This window comes from Pseudomonas sp. GL-R-19, assembly GCF_019956375.1.
Taxonomy (GTDB): Bacteria; Pseudomonadota; Gammaproteobacteria; order Pseudomonadales; family Pseudomonadaceae; genus Aquipseudomonas.
In genome coordinates this window covers 85144-101966 of sequence record NZ_JAHBDJ010000014.1, presented here as the reverse complement: position 1 = coordinate 101966, position 16823 = coordinate 85144, and the positions used below count along the sequence as shown (strand labels likewise).

At 61.2% G+C, this 16823-nt stretch carries 14 protein-coding genes; 7 read left to right on the top strand and 7 right to left on the bottom strand.

The genetic code is table 11. The features are described 5' to 3' along the window. Positions 1–42: 42 nt before the first annotated feature. Positions 43–1983 (bottom strand): putative nucleotidyltransferase substrate binding domain-containing protein, encoded by a 1941-nt coding sequence (locus KGA83_RS09400; RefSeq protein WP_108216947.1) that lies wholly within the window; start codon positions 1981–1983, stop codon positions 43–45. A gap of 253 nt (positions 1984–2236) precedes the next feature. Between KGA83_RS09400 and KGA83_RS09395 the strand changes: the two genes are divergently transcribed. Beyond that, the gene (locus KGA83_RS09395; RefSeq protein WP_108216946.1) at positions 2237–2698 is read left to right on the top strand and encodes a response regulator; all 462 of its coding nucleotides are present in this window, start codon (positions 2237–2239) and stop codon (positions 2696–2698) included. A gap of 135 nt (positions 2699–2833) precedes the next feature. On the opposite strand, the gene KGA83_RS09390 is transcribed toward KGA83_RS09395, so the two are convergent. Then, the gene (locus tag KGA83_RS09390; protein WP_223529515.1) at positions 2834–5011 is read right to left on the bottom strand and encodes a malate synthase G; all 2178 of its coding nucleotides are present in this window, start codon (positions 5009–5011) and stop codon (positions 2834–2836) included. A gap of 545 nt (positions 5012–5556) precedes the next feature. Here KGA83_RS09390 and KGA83_RS09385 point away from each other — a divergent pair. Next, positions 5557–6075 (top strand): glycine cleavage system protein R, encoded by a 519-nt coding sequence (locus tag KGA83_RS09385; protein WP_108216944.1) that lies wholly within the window; start codon positions 5557–5559, stop codon positions 6073–6075. Positions 6076–6290: 215 nt separating this feature from the next. Here the strand turns inward: KGA83_RS09385 and rarD are convergent, their stop codons facing one another. From rarD to KGA83_RS09360, 5 genes are all read right to left on the bottom strand, one after another. Continuing rightward, positions 6291–7178: an EamA family transporter RarD gene (gene rarD, locus KGA83_RS09380; protein WP_108216943.1), complete on the bottom strand. Its 888-nt coding sequence runs from the start codon at positions 7176–7178 to the stop codon at positions 6291–6293. Between the two features lie 216 nt (positions 7179–7394). Continuing rightward, a complete protein-coding gene (locus KGA83_RS09375; RefSeq protein WP_108216942.1) occupies positions 7395–8369 on the bottom strand; it encodes a serine/threonine protein kinase in 975 nt (324 codons plus the stop codon). Positions 8370–8577: 208 nt separating this feature from the next. Further along, positions 8578–10479, bottom strand: a complete 1902-nt coding sequence (locus tag KGA83_RS09370; RefSeq protein ID WP_115947986.1) for a PhoX family protein — start codon at positions 10477–10479, stop codon at positions 8578–8580. 67 nt (positions 10480–10546) lie between these two features. Further along, positions 10547–11311, bottom strand: coding sequence for a TOBE domain-containing protein (locus tag KGA83_RS09365; RefSeq protein WP_108216940.1), 765 nt, complete (start codon positions 11309–11311; stop codon positions 10547–10549). 63 nt (positions 11312–11374) lie between these two features. Next, a complete protein-coding gene (locus KGA83_RS09360; RefSeq protein WP_108216939.1) occupies positions 11375–12115 on the bottom strand; it encodes a ComF family protein in 741 nt (246 codons plus the stop codon). 93 nt (positions 12116–12208) lie between these two features. Between KGA83_RS09360 and bioB the strand changes: the two genes are divergently transcribed. The 5 genes from bioB (at position 12209) to bioD (ending at position 16808) form a co-directional block, all read left to right on the top strand. Further along, a complete protein-coding gene (gene bioB / locus KGA83_RS09355; RefSeq protein WP_110659825.1) occupies positions 12209–13264 on the top strand; it encodes a biotin synthase BioB in 1056 nt (351 codons plus the stop codon). A gap of 159 nt (positions 13265–13423) precedes the next feature. Then, entirely contained in the window at positions 13424–14602 is a 1179-nt protein-coding gene (gene bioF / locus KGA83_RS09350) for an 8-amino-7-oxononanoate synthase (RefSeq protein ID WP_223529513.1), read from the top strand. Beyond that, positions 14595–15326 (top strand): alpha/beta fold hydrolase, encoded by a 732-nt coding sequence (locus tag KGA83_RS09345; protein WP_108216936.1) that lies wholly within the window; start codon positions 14595–14597, stop codon positions 15324–15326. Before bioF ends, KGA83_RS09345 begins: the two co-directional genes overlap by 8 nt. Next, positions 15319–16131 carry a malonyl-ACP O-methyltransferase BioC gene (gene bioC, locus KGA83_RS09340; RefSeq protein ID WP_108216935.1) on the top strand — a complete coding sequence of 271 codons (813 nt, stop codon included), beginning with the start codon at positions 15319–15321 and terminating at the stop codon, positions 16129–16131. Before KGA83_RS09345 ends, bioC begins: the two co-directional genes overlap by 8 nt. Then, entirely contained in the window at positions 16128–16808 is a 681-nt protein-coding gene (gene bioD, locus KGA83_RS09335; RefSeq protein WP_108216934.1) for a dethiobiotin synthase, read from the top strand. The genes bioC and bioD overlap by 4 nt, the downstream gene beginning before the upstream one ends. Positions 16809–16823: the final 15 nt, after the last annotated feature.

Sequence of the window (16823 nt, the reverse complement as noted above, 5' to 3'; positions counted from 1 at the left end):
CTGGGAGGGTGGGACTCGCCGGGCGCAGCCATGAAAACAGGCTCATAACTGATACCGCAGGGTCAGGCTGCTTTGCAGGCGTTGTGCCTGGCGCAGGGACTCACGCAGGATGCGTCGGTCCAGATGATTGAGGCTGTCGGGGTCGACCCGATTAGAGTAAGGAAAATTCTCCCGGGTCTGTAGTTGATGTTGCTGCATGCGGGTTTGCTGGATGAAGTGATACGCCTCTTCGTACGCGGCGCCGTCCAGGGGATCGATGACCTCCTTGGCAACCAACTGGCGAAAACGCTCCAGCGTGTTGTTCGCTTCGATACCGTGGGCCAGGGCCAGCAACCGGGCGCCGTCGACGAACGGTGCCAGGCCCTGAATCTTCAGGTCCAGGGTGGCCTTCTCGCCATTTTTGCGCGCCAGCACGAACTCGCGGAAACGCCCTACGGGCGGGCGATTGCGCAGCGCATTCTCGGCCATCATGCGCTGGAACAAACGGTTGTCGCCGACCTGATCGAGAATGCCCCGGCGCAACTGCTCACAACCGTGCTCGCTGCCCCAGACCACGCGCAAATCGAAATAGATGCTCGAACTCAGCAGGTTCTCCGGGGTTGCCTCGCGGATAAACGCCGCAAAGCGCCGCGCCCATTCGGCCCGGGACAGGCACAGCTCGGGATTGCCGGCCATGATATTGCCTTTGCACAAGGTGAAGCCGCACAGCGCCAGGCTCTGGTTGATCTGCAGGGCGATGGGCAGCAGCTTGCCGCGAATCTCGGCGGCATGGGCCGCGTCCCTGGCTTCGAACAGAATGCCGTTGTCCTGATCGGTGTGCAGGGTCTGCTCGCGACGGCCTTCACTGCCGAAACACAGCCAGCTGAACGGCACGCCGGGGTCACCTTTTTCGGCGAGGGTCAGCTCGATCACCCGGCACACGGTGTGGTCGTTGAGCAAGGTGATGATATGGGTGATCTGCGTCGAAGACGCACCGTGGGCCAGCATGCGCTCGACCAGTTGACCGATTTCGCCCCGTAGCGCCACCAGGTTTTCCACCTTTTGGGCATTGCGGATAGTGCGCGCCAGGTGCACCAGGTCGACCCGCTGCAGGGAAAACAGATCGCGCTCGGAAACCACGCCGCACAAGCGTTGGTCCTTGACCAGGCAGACATGGGCGATGTGACGCTCGGTCATGGCAATCGCCGCGTCGAATGCACTGTGATCCGGCGACAGGAAGAACGGCGCCCGGGTCATGTGCCCTTCGATGGCTTCGCTGAAATCACAGCTGCCGTTAGCCACGGTCTGACGCAGGTCGCGCAGGGTGAAAATCCCCAGTGGCGCCTTGAGTTCATCGACCACCACGATGCTGCCGACCTGTTGTTCGTGCATCAACGTCACGGCCTCGCGCAACGGCGTGCGCGGGGCGCATGTCACCGGGTGGCGCATGGCCAATTCGCCCAGCCGGGTATTGAGCGAATACTGGGTGCCGAGGGTTTCCACGGCTTTTTGCTGCACTTGCTGGTTGACCTGATCCAGCAGGCTGCTGACGCAGCGCAGGGCGAAGTTGCGGAAAGTGTCCGATAGCGAAAACAGGCGGATGAACGCCGGTTTGTTCAATTGCAGGCAAAAGGTGTCCTCGCCAGCCAGGTGCTCGGTGCGGGTCGCCCGCTCACCCAGCAATGCCGCGAGGGGGAAGCATTCGCCGGTGGTGATCTCGAAGACCGTCTCGGTGCCACCTGTTGCCGTGTGCGGACGCTCGCCCACGACCCGGCCTTGCTTGACGATATAGAAGTGCTCGACCGGGCCATCGGCGGGTTTGATGATGCTCTCGCCGGGGGCGTAAAAACGCAGCTGACATTGCTCGACCAGATACGCCAGGTGAGCGTGTTCCATCTGGTTGAAAGGCGGGAAGCGCTGAAGGAATTGCAACGTACCCTGGATGTTCTGCAACACCGCGGTTTTCCCTGCCTGTGTGAAGGCGTCCGCTTTACTCATAACCATTACCGCAGTCTTTTTTGAATTGTTGTAGTCGGATGACCAGGACATGGTCGACCCCTGCGGTCGGGGTGCCCATTGGACGTAAGTCTAGGTAGGCAATCAGGGTGATGGAATGTCGGAAAAACCTTACGCAACTGTGAGAAAAACCTCTCTATCCTGCTATTGGAAAAATATCCGACGGGGTGCACATTAATAGTTCGCTGAGCGATGTCTCACCGCTGTGCCAGGGAATTGTATTGAACATATAGGGAAAGCCATGCCTGACCACGACATTTTGAGTGACGCCGAGCGCGAAGCGCTAAGCGCCGTCATGCTGGAACCTGACCTGCCGTCGCAACGGGTGCTGATCGTCGATGACGATAAAGACGCCCGCGAGCTGCTGTCAGATATCCTCGCGTCGGAGGGTATTCGCTGCAAGACAGCAGCCAGTGGCGAATCGGCACTCAAGATCCTGGTGGCCGAGGCAGAGATCAAAAAGCCCACGATCGGTTTACTGATCACCGACCTGCGAATGGGCCACGTTGACGGTTTGGATCTGATCCGTCAGGTACGTGAATCGCAAAGGGCGGCATTGCCGATCATCATTGTCTCGGGTGACGCCGACGTGAAGGATGCAATCGCCGCGATGCATTTGAGCGTGGTGGATTTTCTGCTCAAGCCGATTGAAGTCGGGCATTTGCTTGAGTTGGTCAAGCGTGAGCTTGGGATAAAGCCTTAGTTCAAAGGTGTCGGCCCTTGCACAATCTCTGTGGGAGCGAGCCGGCTCGCTCCCACCAGGGGTCGCGGGCAGCCCAAAAAGAAAAAGCCCTGAGCTTTCGATCAGGGCTTTTTCATGTCCGGCGTAAACGCTCAGTTACAGGCCATTGGCAGCCTTGAACTCGCGACGACGACGGTGCAGGACCGGCTCGGTGTAGCCGTTCGGCTGTTTGGTGCCTTCGACCACCAGTTCGACGGCTGCCTGGAAGGCAATGTTGCTGTCGAAGTTCGGGGCCAGCGGACGGTACAGCGCGTCGCCGGCGTTCTGGCGGTCAACCACTGGCGCCATGCGCTTGAGGCTTTCCATGACCTGGTCTTCGGTGACGATGCCATGGCGCAGCCAGTTGGCGATGTGCTGGCTGGAAATACGCAGCGTTGCACGGTCTTCCATCAGGCCGACGTCGTTGATGTCCGGCACTTTCGAACAGCCGACGCCCTGGTCGATCCAGCGCACCACGTAACCGAGAATGCCCTGGCTGTTGTTGTCCAGTTCGTTCTTGATCTGCTCAAAGGTCCACTGCGGGTTTACCGCCAGCGGGATGGTCAGGATGTCGTCTACCGAGGCATGCGCACGTTTGGCCAGCTCGGCCTGACGGGCGAACACGTCAACCTTGTGGTAGTGCAGCGCGTGCAACACAGCAGCAGTCGGCGACGGTACCCAGGCGGTGTTGGCACCGGCCAGCGGGTGGGCGATTTTCTGTTCGAGCATCGCCGCCATCAGGTCAGGCATGGCCCACATGCCTTTACCGATCTGCGCGCGACCTTGCAGGCCGGTGCTCAGACCGATATCGACGTTGGAGTTCTCGTAGGCGCCGATCCATTTCTCCGCCTTCATGTCCGCCTTGCGCACCATCGGGCCGGCTTCCATGGAGGTGTGGATTTCATCGCCCGTGCGGTCGAGGAAACCGGTGTTGATGAACACCACGCGCTCGCTCGCCGCCTTGATGCAGGCCTTCAGGTTGATCGTGGTACGACGCTCCTCGTCCATGATCCCGACTTTGAGGGTGTTGCGCGGCAGGCCCAGCACGTCTTCGATGCGACCGAACAGCTCATTGGTGAACGCGGCTTCTTCAGGGCCGTGCATTTTCGGCTTCACGATGTAGATCGAGCCGGTGCGGGTGTTTTTGCGCGAGGTGTTGCCGTTCAGGTTGTGCATCGATGCCAGGCAAGTCACCAGGCCATCGAGAATGCCTTCCGGCACTTCGTTACCGTCTTTGTCGAGGATCGCGTCGATGGTCATCAGGTGACCGACGTTACGCACGAACAGCAACGAACGACCGTGCAGGCTCAGTTCACTGCCATCGACAGCGGTATAGGTGCGGTCGGCGTTCATGGTGCGGGTAAAGGTCTGACCGCCCTTGGCGACGCTTTCCGAAAGATTGCCCTTCATCAGGCCGAGCCAGTTGCGGTAGATCACCACTTTGTCATCGGCATCGACGGCGGCAACGGAGTCTTCGCAGTCCATGATGGTGGTCAGCGCGGCTTCCATCAGGATGTCTTTGACACCGGCTGCGTCGGTCTGGCCAATCGGGGTGCTGGCATCGACCTGGATTTCGAAATGCAGGCCGTTGTTTTTCAGCAGGATCGCACTCGGTGCAGCGGCATCGCCCTGGAAACCGATCAGTTGCGCGTCGTTGCGCAGGCCGGTGTTGCTGCCGCCTTTAAGGGCGACCACCAGTTTGCCGTCGACGATCTTGTAGCCGGTGGAGTCGACGTGGGAGCCGGCTGCCAAAGGCGCCGATTCGTCGAGGAAGGCACGGGCGAAAGCGATGACCTTGTCACCGCGCACCTTGTTGTAGCCTTTGCCTTTTTCCGCGCCATCGGCTTCGCTGATGGCGTCGGTGCCGTAGAGCGCATCGTACAGCGAGCCCCAGCGGGCGTTCGAGGCATTGAGCGCGAAGCGGGCGTTCATGACCGGCACCACGAGCTGCGGGCCGGCCATGCGGGCGATTTCTTCATCGACGTTTTGCGTCGTTGCCTGGAAATCGGCCGCTTCTGGCAGCAGATAACCGATGTCTTGCAGGAAGGCTTTATAGGCCGCGGCGTCGTGTAGCTGACCGGCACGCGCCTGGTGCCAGCCATCGATACGAGCCTGGAAATCATCGCGTTTGGCGAGTAGGGCTTTGTTCTTCGGTGCCAGGTCATGGATGACCTTGTCGGCACCGGCCCAGAACTTATCGGCGGTGAGGCCGGTACCGGGAATGGCTTCGTTGTTCACGAAGTCGAACAGGACTTTGGCGACCTGCAGGCCACCGACTTGAACGTGTTCAGTCATTGCTTGCCTCACTCTGCTCAGCTATTTCGCTTTTCAGCTCTTCAATTTAACAATGAAGCCTTTGGCCATTTAAACCACAAACCCCTCTACCAGTACATGCCCATTACGGGCGGCTGGGCTGGGACCGATCAACGGCTTGGGGCCTTGCTGACAGGGCTTTCAGGGTTGTGGACGTGCCTGCGGCAGACATCGATCCAACGTTATGTAGTGCGCGCTGCGGCATACTACATGATGAATTGCGGTTGTGAAAATCAGACTAATTACGTCGTTCTGCGACCCCATGACGCATTGCGGTCACGGCGCGGAGCGGGATGTTCTCAAAAAACCAGTAGATTGTTCCAGTTAAATATCGAAAGTTGTACACGATTTGCTTTTCATTTCGATCGGCGGTGCCTTCATTCGCGAGCAGGCTCGCTCCCACAAAGGCCCGCGCAACTCCTGTGGGAGCGAGCCTGCTCGCGAAGGCGCCGGACCTGTCAGCACAGGTTCAACCCTTGCCTATACTTGGTTCTCTATAACAAAAGTCATGACCAGAGGGCTGCGCCATGGACCACCTCGTACTCACCGTATTCGCACCGGACAAGCCAGGGCAAGTCGAGCGCATTGCCCAATGCATCGCCGAACACGGCGGTAACTGGCTGGAAAGCCGCATGTCGCGCATGGCGGGACAATTCGCCGGGATTCTGCGGGTGGGGGTGCCGGCCGAGGCCTACGACGAATTGGTCGATGCCCTGCAGGGCTTGTCCGCCCAGGGCATTCGCGTGTTGATCGCCGAAAGTAGCATCGAACAATCCTGCACCTGGAAGCCGATCGCCATGGAACTGGTGGGCAATGATCGTCCGGGGATCGTGCGTGACATCACACGCTTGTTGAGCGAGCAGGGGGTGAACCTGGAGCGGCTGGTCACCGAAGTGCGCCCGGCACCGATGAGCAGCGAGCCGTTGTTCCATGCCGAAGCGATTCTTGCCGTCCCGGTGACGTTGTCGCTGGACGTACTGCAATCGCGCCTGGAAACCCTGGCGGACGACCTGATGGTCGAGCTGGTGCTGCGCAGTGAACCCTGATCGGGTTATCCAAGATAAACGTGCACCTGCCTGTGGATAACCTGTAGAGACACCCCGCCAGGCCACACCGGCCGGGGGTCTTCAGGATCTGATCAAAAAACCAGCAGTTTCAGCCACTTGCGCACAAACGGCGGGGATCACGCTGTGGATAACCTTGGGAAGGAATGATGCAGGCCACGGGAGACGTGGCCTGTAGAGTTTTGTGTGTTTTTTGATCAGCTGCGGCGGCGCAAACTTATCCACGCATCGACGCTGTAAACCGCCAGGCCGGCCCAGATGAACATGAACGCTACCAGGGTGCTGGACGACAGGTGCTCGCCAAACAGCAGGACCGCTTGCAGCAGCACCAGTGTCGGTGCCAGATACTGGAGAAAGCCCAGTGTCGTGTAGGGCAAATGCCGGGCAGCCGCGTTGAAGCAGACCAGCGGTACCAGCGTGATCGGGCCGGCGGCCACCAGCCACCAGGCCTGGGAGGTGGTCCAGAATTCGGCCTGGGCGCTGCTGGCCGCCGGATTGAGCAGCAACCAGCCGAGGGCGATCGGCACCAGCATCCAGGTTTCCACCACCAGCCCCGGCAGCGCCTTGACCGGTGCCTGTTTGCGAATCAGGCCATAGAAACCGAAGGTCAGTGCCAGCGCCAGCGACACCCACGGCAGGCTGCCCACTTGCCAGACCTGCTGCGCCACACCCACGGCCGCCAGACCGACGGCAATCCATTGCATGCGCCGCAGCCGTTCGCCGAGGATCAGCATGCCCAGCAACACGTTCACCAATGGGTTGATGTAGTAACCAAGGCTGGCCTCCAGCATGCGGCCGTTGTTCACCGACCAGACGTAGGTCAGCCAGTTGGCCGCAATCAGTGCACCGCTCAGGGCCAGGGTCGCCATCCTTCGCGGGTTCTCCCGCAGTTCGCGCCACCAGCCGGGATGCTTCCAGACCATCAGCAACAAGGCGCCGAACAGCGCCGACCACAGTACCCGGTGGATGATGATTTCCACGGCGGGCACGCTGGCGATGGCTTTGAAATAGAGGGGGAAAAGTCCCCAGATGATGTAGGCACTCAGGCCCAGAATGTACCCGCGACGCGGGTTGGCGGCTTGCATGCAGAATCCTTGCTTAGGCAGCTAACAAAGAGAAGGATTGTAAGGAGATTTGTCCGCGAATGTCCTGACTGAATAGGTAGGTCATTTGTGAACATCGGTCTCTGTAGGAGCGAGCCTGCTCGCGAAGAACGCAAGGGCAACGCGTCTATCCAGACAGCACGCGTTATCGTTGACGTCCATCGCGAGCAGGCTCGCTCCTACAGGGGGGCGGGTGAGTCAGAAGAGTTTCAGTGGCTCTTCTTGGAGCGCCGCCAGCTGTTCGCGCAACGCCAACACCTGATCACCCCAATAACGCTCGGTGCCGAACCACGGGAAACTGCGGGGGAAGGCCGGATCGTCCCAGCGGCGGGCAAGCCAGGCGCTGTAATGCATCAGGCGCAGGGCGCGCAACGGTTCGATCAAGGCCAGTTCACGGGGGTTGAAGTCGTGGAATTCGTTGTAGCCGTCCATCAGTTCCGACAACTGGCTCAGGCAATCCTGACGATCGCCGGCCAGCATCATCCAGATGTCTTGCACCGCCGGACCCATGCGGCAGTCGTCGAGGTCGACGATATGGAACATCTCGTCGCGGCACATCATGTTGCCGGGGTGGCAGTCACCGTGCATGCGGATGTTCTGGTGCGGCGTGTTGTTATAGGCATCTTCCACACGTTTGAGCAGATCGCGGGCTACCGATTCGTAGGCCGGCAGCAGGCTGCGGGGGATGAAATTGCCGTCGAGCAACGTGGTCAGCGAATCATGGCCGAAATTTTTCACCGCCAGTGCTTCACGGTGCTCGAATGGCCGGGTCGAGCCGACCGCATGCAGGCGCCCGAGCAACTGGCCCAGGCGATACAGTTGATCGAGGTTGCCCGGTTCCGGCGCGCGGCCACCACGGCGGGGGAACAGGGTGAAACGGAAACCGTTGTGCTCGTGCAGGGTTTCACCGTTATGGATCAACGGCGCCACGACCGGCACCTCGCAGTCGGCGAGTTCGGCGGTGAACTGGTGCTCTTCCAGAATCGCTTCGTTGCTCCAGCGTTGCGGCCGGTAGAACTTGGCGATCAGTGGCTCGGCGTCTTCGATACCGACCTGATAGACGCGGTTCTCGTAGCTGTTGAGCGCCAGGATGCGCGCGTCGCTAAGAAAGCCGATGCTTTCGACGGCGTCGAGTACGAGGTCTGGCGTAAGGGTTTCAAACGGGTGGGCCATGCTGACTCCTGCGCGCAGCAGGCTGCTGCGTCCGGCCAGGCATGGTAGCGCAGACGGGCGCTCTTTAGGGGCAGGGTTGAGAGATGTGTTGCTCGGGCTGGCGCCTTCGCGAGCAGGCTCGCTCCCACAAGTGATCTCCTGTGTGTCACAGATCGTGTTCACTCGGAAAACCCCATGTGGGAGCGAGCCTGCTCGCGATGAGGGCCTGTCAGGCGCCGACGATCCCGCCATCTTCCCGCGAAATCGCCATCACCGAAGACCGCGGCTTGCCATTGGGCAGATGCTCGGGGAAGGTCGAACCACCGTTTTCACCCGGGTGCTGGATCCCGACAAACAGGGTTTTCTGATCCGGCGAGAAGCTGATGCCGGTCACTTCACATCCTACCGGGCCAACCATGAAGCGGCGAATCTCGCCGGTTACCGGGTCGGCACAGAGCATCTGGTTGTTGCCCATGCCGGCAAAGTCTCCGGCGTTGCTCGAATCGCCGTCGGTGAGAATCCACAAGCGTCCGGCCTTGTCGAAGCCCAGGCCGTCCGGGCTGTTGAACATGTTCTGCGGCGTGATGTTCGACGATCCGCCTTTGGGTGTGCCGGCGTGAACCCCCGGATTACCGGCGACGACGAACAGGTCCCAGGCAAAGGTTTTCGAGCCGTGATCGTCACGCTCGGTGCGCCAGCGCAGGATCTGCCCGTAGACGTTCTTCTCGCGCGGGTTCGGTCCGCCCGCCGGTTGCCCGTCTTCGCCACGTTTGGCGTTGTTGGTCAGCGTGCAGTAGACCTGGCCATCCTTGGGGCTGACCACGATCCATTCCGGGCGATCCATGCGCGTGGCTTTCACCACGCTGGCGGCGAGACGGGCGTGGATCAGCACTTCGGCCTGATCGGCAAAGCCGCTGCTGGCGTCGATACCGTTTTTGCCGTGGGTCAGCTCGATCCATTCACCCTGGCCTTTCGGGTGATCGGCGTTGCCGTCGCCGGCATCGAAACGCGCCACGTACAGGGTGCCGTGATCGAGAATGTCGCGGTTGGCCTTGGGATTCTTGTGGTCGATCTTGTCGCGGCTGACAAATTTGTAGATGAACTCACCGCGTTCATCGTCGCCCATGTACACCACGGCATGACCGTTGCCGGTTTCGGCCAGGGCGGCGTTTTCGTGTTTGAAGCGGCCCAGGGCCGTGCGTTTGACCGGCGTCGATTTCGGATCGAACGGATCGATCTCCACCACCCAGCCGTGACGGTTGAGTTCGTTGGGGTTCTTGGCCATGTCGAAGCGCTCGTCGTGCGGGTGCCAGTTGATCTCTTTGCTGGTGGCCACCACGCCGTAGCGTTTTTGCGCCGGGTCGAATTTCTGCTCGGCGTTGCTGCTGCCGAAGCAGTCGGTGAAGTTCTCTTCACAGGTCAGATAGGTGCCCCACGGTGTCTTGCCGTTGGCGCAGTTCTGGAACGTGCCCAGAACGTTCTTGCCGTGGGGATCGGCACTGGTTTTCAGCAGGGCATGCCCGGCGGCCGGGCCGCTCAGGCTGATCGGTGCATTGCCGTGAATGCGGCGGTTGTAGCGTGAGCCCTGGACGAATTGCCATTGGCCGTTCTTGCGCTGCACTTCAATCACCGACACACCTTCGCAGGCCAGCGCCTTGCGCACTTCTTCCGCTGATTGCGGCATGCCGCCGTGGGCGTAGAGGTAGCGGTAGTTGGTGTATTCGTTGTTGATCGCCATCAGCGCCCGGTCTTTTTCCCCGGGAAACTCGAACAGGCTCATGCCGTCGTTGTTGTCGCCGAATTGGGCTTCCTGATGTTCGGCGCTGCCGTTGCCGCTCGGGTCGAACGCCGGGCCGTCCTTGTGCAAAGGCTGGCCCCAGCTGATCAGCACCGAGGACTTGTAGCCCGGTGGCAGGGTGATGGAGTCAGTGGTGGCGGCGGCAATGCTGTCAAAGCCCAGCAACTGGCTGTTACCGGCGCTGACGCTGGCAGCCATCACGCTGCGGCTCAGCAGGTTGCCGCCGAGGAACATCGCGGCGCCGCACAAGGCACCTGCGCTGATGAAGCCACGACGACTGAGGCCGACCATGGTTTCGAGGTCGGTGGACTGGTTTTCTTCTAATAGGCTCATTTCAGGCTCCCTGCGGATTTTGCAAACACCTTAATGGTGAGTAATGAACCTTTTGTTGCAGTTTTGCTTATAGCGGTGTGCCCAGCAGAACCCTGGACGGCGAAAACTCGACGCGCACCGGTTTGCCGCAGGTCAACCGCGATGCTTGCAGATGACTCGGTTCGGCCAGGGCGCATAGGGTCAGACCGTTGGGCAGGGTGATGCGCACTTCGCTGGGGCCGTCGTCGGCATCGAGAATTTTTTCGATGATGCCGCTGAGACAATTGTTTCCAGGCGTTTCGACAGAGTCTATTTGCAGCACGTCGAGCCAACCGGCCTTGATCAATGCCACGACGTCGGTGCCGATTTGCAGTTCCAGGCGCTCGGTGCTGTCGTGGGTGATTTGCGCGTCGACGATCAAGCCTTTGGCGACCTCAAGGCGAATCAGGTCGTTGCGCCCCTGAGGTTCAATCGCGATCACCTTGCCGTGCAACTGATTGCGCGCGCTGGTGCGCAGCATCAGGCGCCCGAGCAGGTCGAGGTCGCTCGCGTCTTCAGCGGCTTCCAGCACCTGGGCCTGCAAGGCTTGCAACTTCTGGTACAGGCGCAACACTCGCTCGCCTTCGTTGGACAGGCGCGCACCGCCACCGCCCTTACCGCCGACAATCCGTTCCACCAGCGGTTTCTGCGCCAGGTTGTTCAGCTCATCGATCGCATCCCAGGCGGCCTTGTAGCTCAGGCCTGCGCTTTTTGCCGCGCGGGTGATCGAGCCTTGTTCGGCGATGTGCTGCAGCAGGGCGATGCGCTGCGGACGGCGGACAATGTGCTGGGACAACAAGGTAGGCAAGGACATGACAAGTCGCTTTGGGTGGTGACGATGGTGAGGACGTTGGTCGCTTGGGTCGCGCGAGTCAAGTCAGGGTGTCTCACCGGGTTTGGGCGTGCGGGCCAGGCAATAGACGTCGACCCTCGCCGCACCGGTGTCCATCAGCAGGCGAGCCAGGGCCTGGGCCGTGGCACCCGTGGTCAGGACGTCGTCGACCAGGGCCAGGTGCTGGCCTTTGACGACGGCGCCGGGCGCCAGGGCGAAAGCGTTGCGCAGGTTCTTTCGGCGGGCTTCGGCGTTCAAGGCCTGTTGGGCATCGGTGTCCTGGGTTCGTAGCAGCAGCCGTTCGTCGCAAGGGATATCGAGACTCGTACCCAGCCACTGAGCCAGCATCGCCGCCTGATTGAACCCGCGCTGGCGCAGGCGTCGGTTGGCCAGTGGCACCGGGATCAGCAAATCGGGTCGCTCCAGGTCGTCTTCGAAGCGATGTTGCAGGTATTGAGCGAGAAGTTCGGCGAGCAGGCGGCCAAACGGCCATTTTGCATTGTGTTTGAAACGGGTGATCAGGCTGTCTACCGGGAAGCTGTAGGTCCAGGGGGTAATCACTTGTTCGAAGGCCGGTGGCTGCTTCAAGCAATGGCCGCAGGTCAGTCCCGCGGCCGGGAGCGGCAGGGCGCAGGTCTGGCAGTGATCACCGAGCCAGGGCAACTCGGTTTCGCAGGCCGTGCAGACAGGGGAGATGCCGTCGGCCGTTTCATCGCACAAAAGACATGGCTGTTTGTTTTTTGACCAGATGTAAACCGGTCCTTTGTATCGCGGTTGACAGCGCATCGCTCTTCCTTAAATATGCCGAAACATCTGTGAAGCGACTGTGACATTCCATTACCCAGCCGCATGCCAAAGCATAATTCAAAGGAAACGCCCATGAGCGCCAGCACCACTGCAACCCTGCGTCATGACTGGACTTTGGCCGAAGTCAAAGCACTCTTCGTTCAGCCATTCAACGACCTGTTGTTCCAGGCGCAGACGGTGCACCGTGCGCATTTCGACGCCAACCGTGTCCAGGTGTCGACCCTGTTGTCGATCAAAACCGGCGCTTGCCCGGAAGATTGCAAATATTGTCCGCAGTCCGGTCACTACAACACCGGCCTGGAAAAAGAAAAGCTGATGGAAGTGCAGAAGGTCCTCGAAGAGGCCGCGCGCGCCAAGGCTATCGGGTCGACTCGTTTCTGCATGGGCGCGGCGTGGAAGCATCCGTCGGCCAAGGACATGCCATACGTGCTGAAGATGGTCGAAGGCGTGAAAGCCCTGGGCCTGGAAACCTGCATGACCCTCGGCCGCCTGGATCAGGACCAGACCGAAGCGCTGGCCAAGGCTGGCCTCGACTACTACAACCACAACCTCGATACCTCGCCGGAGTTCTACGGCAGCATCATCACCACCCGCACCTACGGCGAGCGCCTGCAAACCCTGGCGTATGTGCGTGAATCGGGGATGAAGATCTGCTCCGGCGGCATTCTTGGCATGGGCGAGTCGCTGGACGACCGCGCCAACCTGCTGATCCAGCTGGCCAACCTGCCGGAGCACCCGGAGTCGGTGCCGATCAACATGCTGGTGAAAGTCGCCGGCACGCCACTGGAAAATGCCGACGACGTCGACCCGTTCGACTTCATCCGCATGCTCGCCGTCGCGCGCATCCTGATGCCGCAATCCCACGTGCGCCTGTCCGCCGGCCGCGAAGCCATGAACGAACAGATGCAGGCCCTGGCGTTCTTCGCCGGCGCCAACTCGATTTTCTACGGCGAAAAACTGCTGACCACCGCCAACCCGCAGGCCGACAAGGACATGCAACTGTTCTCGCGCCTGGGCATCCTGCCGGAAGCCCGGGAAGAACACGCCGATGAAGTGCATCAGGCGGCGATCGAGCAGGCACTGGTGGAGCAGAAGAGCAGCGAGCAGTTCTATAACGCTGCGGTTTGAGTCGAGCATTCATTCCCCTGAAGGAATGCAAAACCCCTGTAGGAGCGAGCCTGCTCGCGATGGCGTCATGTCAGTCGACATCCATGTCGATTGTCAGTCCGCATCGCGAGCAGGCTCGCTCCCACAGAGGACATGTGTCATTTGATAGTCGAGGCCTGCATGTCTTTCGATCTCACCGCACGCCTTGCTGCCCGTCGTGCCGAAAACCTCTACCGTCAGCGCCCGCTGCTCGAAAGCCCGCAGGGGCCGCAAGTGGTGGTCGATGGCCAGCCGTTGCTGGCGTTCTGTAGCAACGACTACCTGGGCCTGGCCAATCATCCGCAAGTGATCGAAGCCTGGCGAGCCGGCGCTTTGAAGTGGGGTGTGGGCGGAGGGGCGTCACATCTGGTCATCGGCCATAGCGCCCCGCACCATGCCCTGGAAGAAGCATTGGCCGACTTGACCGGTCGCCCTCGCGCGTTGCTGTTCACCACCGGTTACATGGCCAACCTCGGCGCGGTCACGGCGCTGGTGGGGCAGGGCGATACGGTGCTCGAAGACCGGCTCAATCATGCGTCGCTGCTCGACGCGGGGCTGCTGTCCGGCGCGCGGTTCAATCGTTACCTGCACAACGATCCGGTAAGCCTGGCCAAGCGCCTGGAAAAAGCCACCGGTAATACGCTGGTGGTCACCGACGGCGTGTTCAGCATGGACGGCGATATCGCCGACTTGCCAGCGCTGGCCCGAGAAGCCAAGGCCAAAGGCGCCTGGCTGATGGTCGACGATGCCCATGGTTTCGGACCGCTGGGTGCCAACGGTGGCGGCATCGTCGAACATTTCGGTTTGAGCCAGGATGACGTTCCGGTGCTGGTCGGCACCCTCGGCAAAGCGTTCGGTACGGCGGGTGCCTTTGTGGCTGGCAGCGAAGAGTTGATCGAAAGTCTGATCCAGTTCGCCCGCCCCTACATCTACACCACCAGCCAGCCACCGGCGCTGGCCTGTGCCACGTTGAAAAGCCTGGAACTGCTGCGCAGCGAGCACTGGCGTCGCGAGCATTTGCAGGCGCTGATCCGCCAGTTCCGCCACGGTGCCGAACAGATTGGCCTGGAACTCATGGACAGTTCCACGCCGATCCAGCCGATCATGATCGGCGACGCCGGGCGCGCGGTGCGCCTTTCGCAAATGCTGCGCGAACGCGGGTTGATGGTGACCGCAATTCGCCCGCCGACCGTACCTGCCGGCAGCGCCCGACTGCGGGTCACGCTGACGGCTGCCCACAGCGAGGCCCAAGTACGGCTATTGTTAAACGGACTGGCCGATTGTTTTCAACAGCTGCAGCCGGAGCCAAGCCATGCGTGATCGTCTGATTCTGCTACCCGGCTGGGGCCTTGGCGTTTCACCGCTGGAGCCTTTGGCGGCGGCCTTGCGCGGTCTGGATGAGCATCTGCTCGTTGAGATCGAGCCGTTGCCGGAGCTGGAGTCGAGCGATCCTGAAGAGTGGCTCGATGAGCTTGATTCGACCTTGCCGCAAGACGCCTGGCTGGGCGGTTGGTCTTTGGGCGGCATGCTCGCCTGCGAGTTGGCGGCCCGGCGTGGCGATCGTTGTTGTGGTGTGTTCACCCTGGCCAGCAACGCTTCTTTTGTCGCTCATGAACAATGGTCAAGCGCCATGCCCGGGGAAACCTTCGATGCGTTTCTGGCGGGATGTGCAGCCGATCCACGCGCGACATTGAAACGCTTTTCACTGCTCTGCGCCCAAGGCGCCGAAGACCCGCGCGGATTGTCGCGGTTGTTGCTCGGTGGCGCACCGAACACCGCCGCGCCGGTGCTGCTCAGTGGCCTGCAAGTGCTCGCGCAATTGGATACACGGCAGGCATTGCAATCGTTCCGCGGTCCGCAACTGCATCTGTTCGCCGGCCTCGACGGGTTGGTGCCGGTGGAAGCGGCGGGCGAGTTGTTGGCATTGCTGCCGGATGTCGAAATCGGTCTGATTGAACAGGCCGGTCACGCGTTTCTTCTGGAGGATCCCCACGGTGTGGCGGGGGCGATCCAGGCCTTTTTGCATGAGTCCGGCGATGACTGATTTATCCCTTCCCAACCTGCCCGGCGGCTTGCCTGACAAGCGCCAGGTAGCAGCATCATTCTCCCGCGCGGCGGCAAGCTACGACAGCGTGGCCGAGTTGCAGCGTGATGTCGGCAGCCAATTGCTCGGGCGCTTGCCGCAGGACTTCGTACCGCAACGTTGGCTGGATCTGGGCTGTGGCACCGGGCATTTCAGTCGTGCGCTGGGTGATCAATTTGCAGGCAGTCACGGCGTGGCGCTGGACATTGCCGAAGGCATGCTCGACCACGCCCGGCCATTGGGCGGTGCCACGCACTTCGTGGCCGGCGATGCCGAGCGTTTGCCGTTGCAGGATTCGACCTGCGACCTGATCTTTTCCAGCCTGGCGGTGCAGTGGTGCGCGGACTTCGACTCGGTGCTCGGTGAAGCCTTTCGGGTGCTGAAACCGGGCGGCATCTTCGCGTTTGCCAGTCTTTGTGCAGGGACGTTGTTTGAACTGCGCGACAGCTGGCGGCAGGTCGATGGCATGGTGCACGTCAACCGCTTCCGGGAGTTTGGTGTTTATCAGCACTTGTGTGCGGCCAGTGGGTTACGTGTCGTCAGTCTGCAAAACCAGCCGCATGTGCTGCATTACCCGGATGTGCGCAGCCTGACCCATGAACTCAAAGCGCTGGGCGCACACAACCTCAATCCCGGTCGACCGGGTGGCTTGACCGGCCGGGCGCGGATTTTGGGTCTGATTGAGGCTTATGAGCAGTTTCGTCAGGCCCAGGGACTGCCGGCGACTTATCAAGTGGTGTACGCCGTATTGGAGAAACCCTTATGAGCGCAGCCTATTTCATCGCCGGCACGGATACCGATGTCGGTAAAACCACGGTCGCTGCCGGGCTGCTGCATGCGGCGCGTTCGGCGGGATTGAGCACGGCGGCGGGCAAGCCGGTCGCTTCCGGTTGCGATGTGACGCCCAAAGGCCTGCGCAACGCCGATGCGCTGGCCTTGCTGGCGGAGTGTTCGCTGCCGCTGACGTATGCACAGGTCAACCCGGTGGCCTTTGAACCTGCGATTGCACCGCACCTGGCGGCGCGAGAGGCGGGCGTGGCGCTGACGGTGCAGTCGTTGCTGGCACCGATGCGGCAGATTCTGGGCATGCAGGCGGACTTCACCCTGATCGAAGGCGCCGGCGGCTGGCGCGTGCCGTTGGCGGATCAGGACAATCTGTCGGATCTCGCCATCGCGTTGCAGTTGCCGGTGATCCTGGTGGTCGGCGTGCGACTGGGGTGTATCAGCCATGCCTTGTTGACCGCCGAAGCGATTGCCCGGGACGGTTTGCAACTGGCGGGATGGGTGGCCAACATCATCGACCCGAAGACCTCGCGGCTGGAAGAAAACCTGGCCACCCTTGCCGAGCGCATCCCGGCGCCGTGCCTGGGGCGTGTGCCTAAACTCAAGGCCGTCACGGCCGAGGCAGTGGCCGAGCACTTGCAACTGGACCTGTTGGACTGACGTTTTTGCAATGCA

Bases quoted from the DNA above. Each gene is read 5' to 3' on its own strand.
- bioF (WP_223529513.1), top strand. From the start codon at position 13,424: ATGTCTTTCGATCTCACCGCACGCCTTGCTGCCCGTCGTGCCGAAAAC.
- rarD (WP_108216943.1), bottom strand. From the start codon at position 7,178: ATGCAAGCCGCCAACCCGCGTCGCGGGTACATTCTGGGCCTGAGTGCC.
- bioD (WP_108216934.1), top strand. From the start codon at position 16,128: ATGAGCGCAGCCTATTTCATCGCCGGCACGGATACCGATGTCGGTAAA.
- KGA83_RS09400 (WP_108216947.1), bottom strand. From the start codon at position 1,983: ATGGTTATGAGTAAAGCGGACGCCTTCACACAGGCAGGGAAAACCGCG.
- KGA83_RS09375 (WP_108216942.1), bottom strand. From the start codon at position 8,369: ATGGCCCACCCGTTTGAAACCCTTACGCCAGACCTCGTACTCGACGCC.
- bioC (WP_108216935.1), top strand. From the start codon at position 15,319: ATGACTGATTTATCCCTTCCCAACCTGCCCGGCGGCTTGCCTGACAAG.
- KGA83_RS09365 (WP_108216940.1), bottom strand. From the start codon at position 11,311: ATGTCCTTGCCTACCTTGTTGTCCCAGCACATTGTCCGCCGTCCGCAG.
- KGA83_RS09370 (WP_115947986.1), bottom strand. From the start codon at position 10,479: ATGAGCCTATTAGAAGAAAACCAGTCCACCGACCTCGAAACCATGGTC.
- bioB (WP_110659825.1), top strand. From the start codon at position 12,209: ATGAGCGCCAGCACCACTGCAACCCTGCGTCATGACTGGACTTTGGCC.
- KGA83_RS09345 (WP_108216936.1), top strand. From the start codon at position 14,595: ATGCGTGATCGTCTGATTCTGCTACCCGGCTGGGGCCTTGGCGTTTCA.
- KGA83_RS09360 (WP_108216939.1), bottom strand. From the start codon at position 12,115: ATGCGCTGTCAACCGCGATACAAAGGACCGGTTTACATCTGGTCAAAA.
- KGA83_RS09390 (WP_223529515.1), bottom strand. From the start codon at position 5,011: ATGACTGAACACGTTCAAGTCGGTGGCCTGCAGGTCGCCAAAGTCCTG.
- KGA83_RS09395 (WP_108216946.1), top strand. From the start codon at position 2,237: ATGCCTGACCACGACATTTTGAGTGACGCCGAGCGCGAAGCGCTAAGC.
- KGA83_RS09385 (WP_108216944.1), top strand. From the start codon at position 5,557: ATGGACCACCTCGTACTCACCGTATTCGCACCGGACAAGCCAGGGCAA.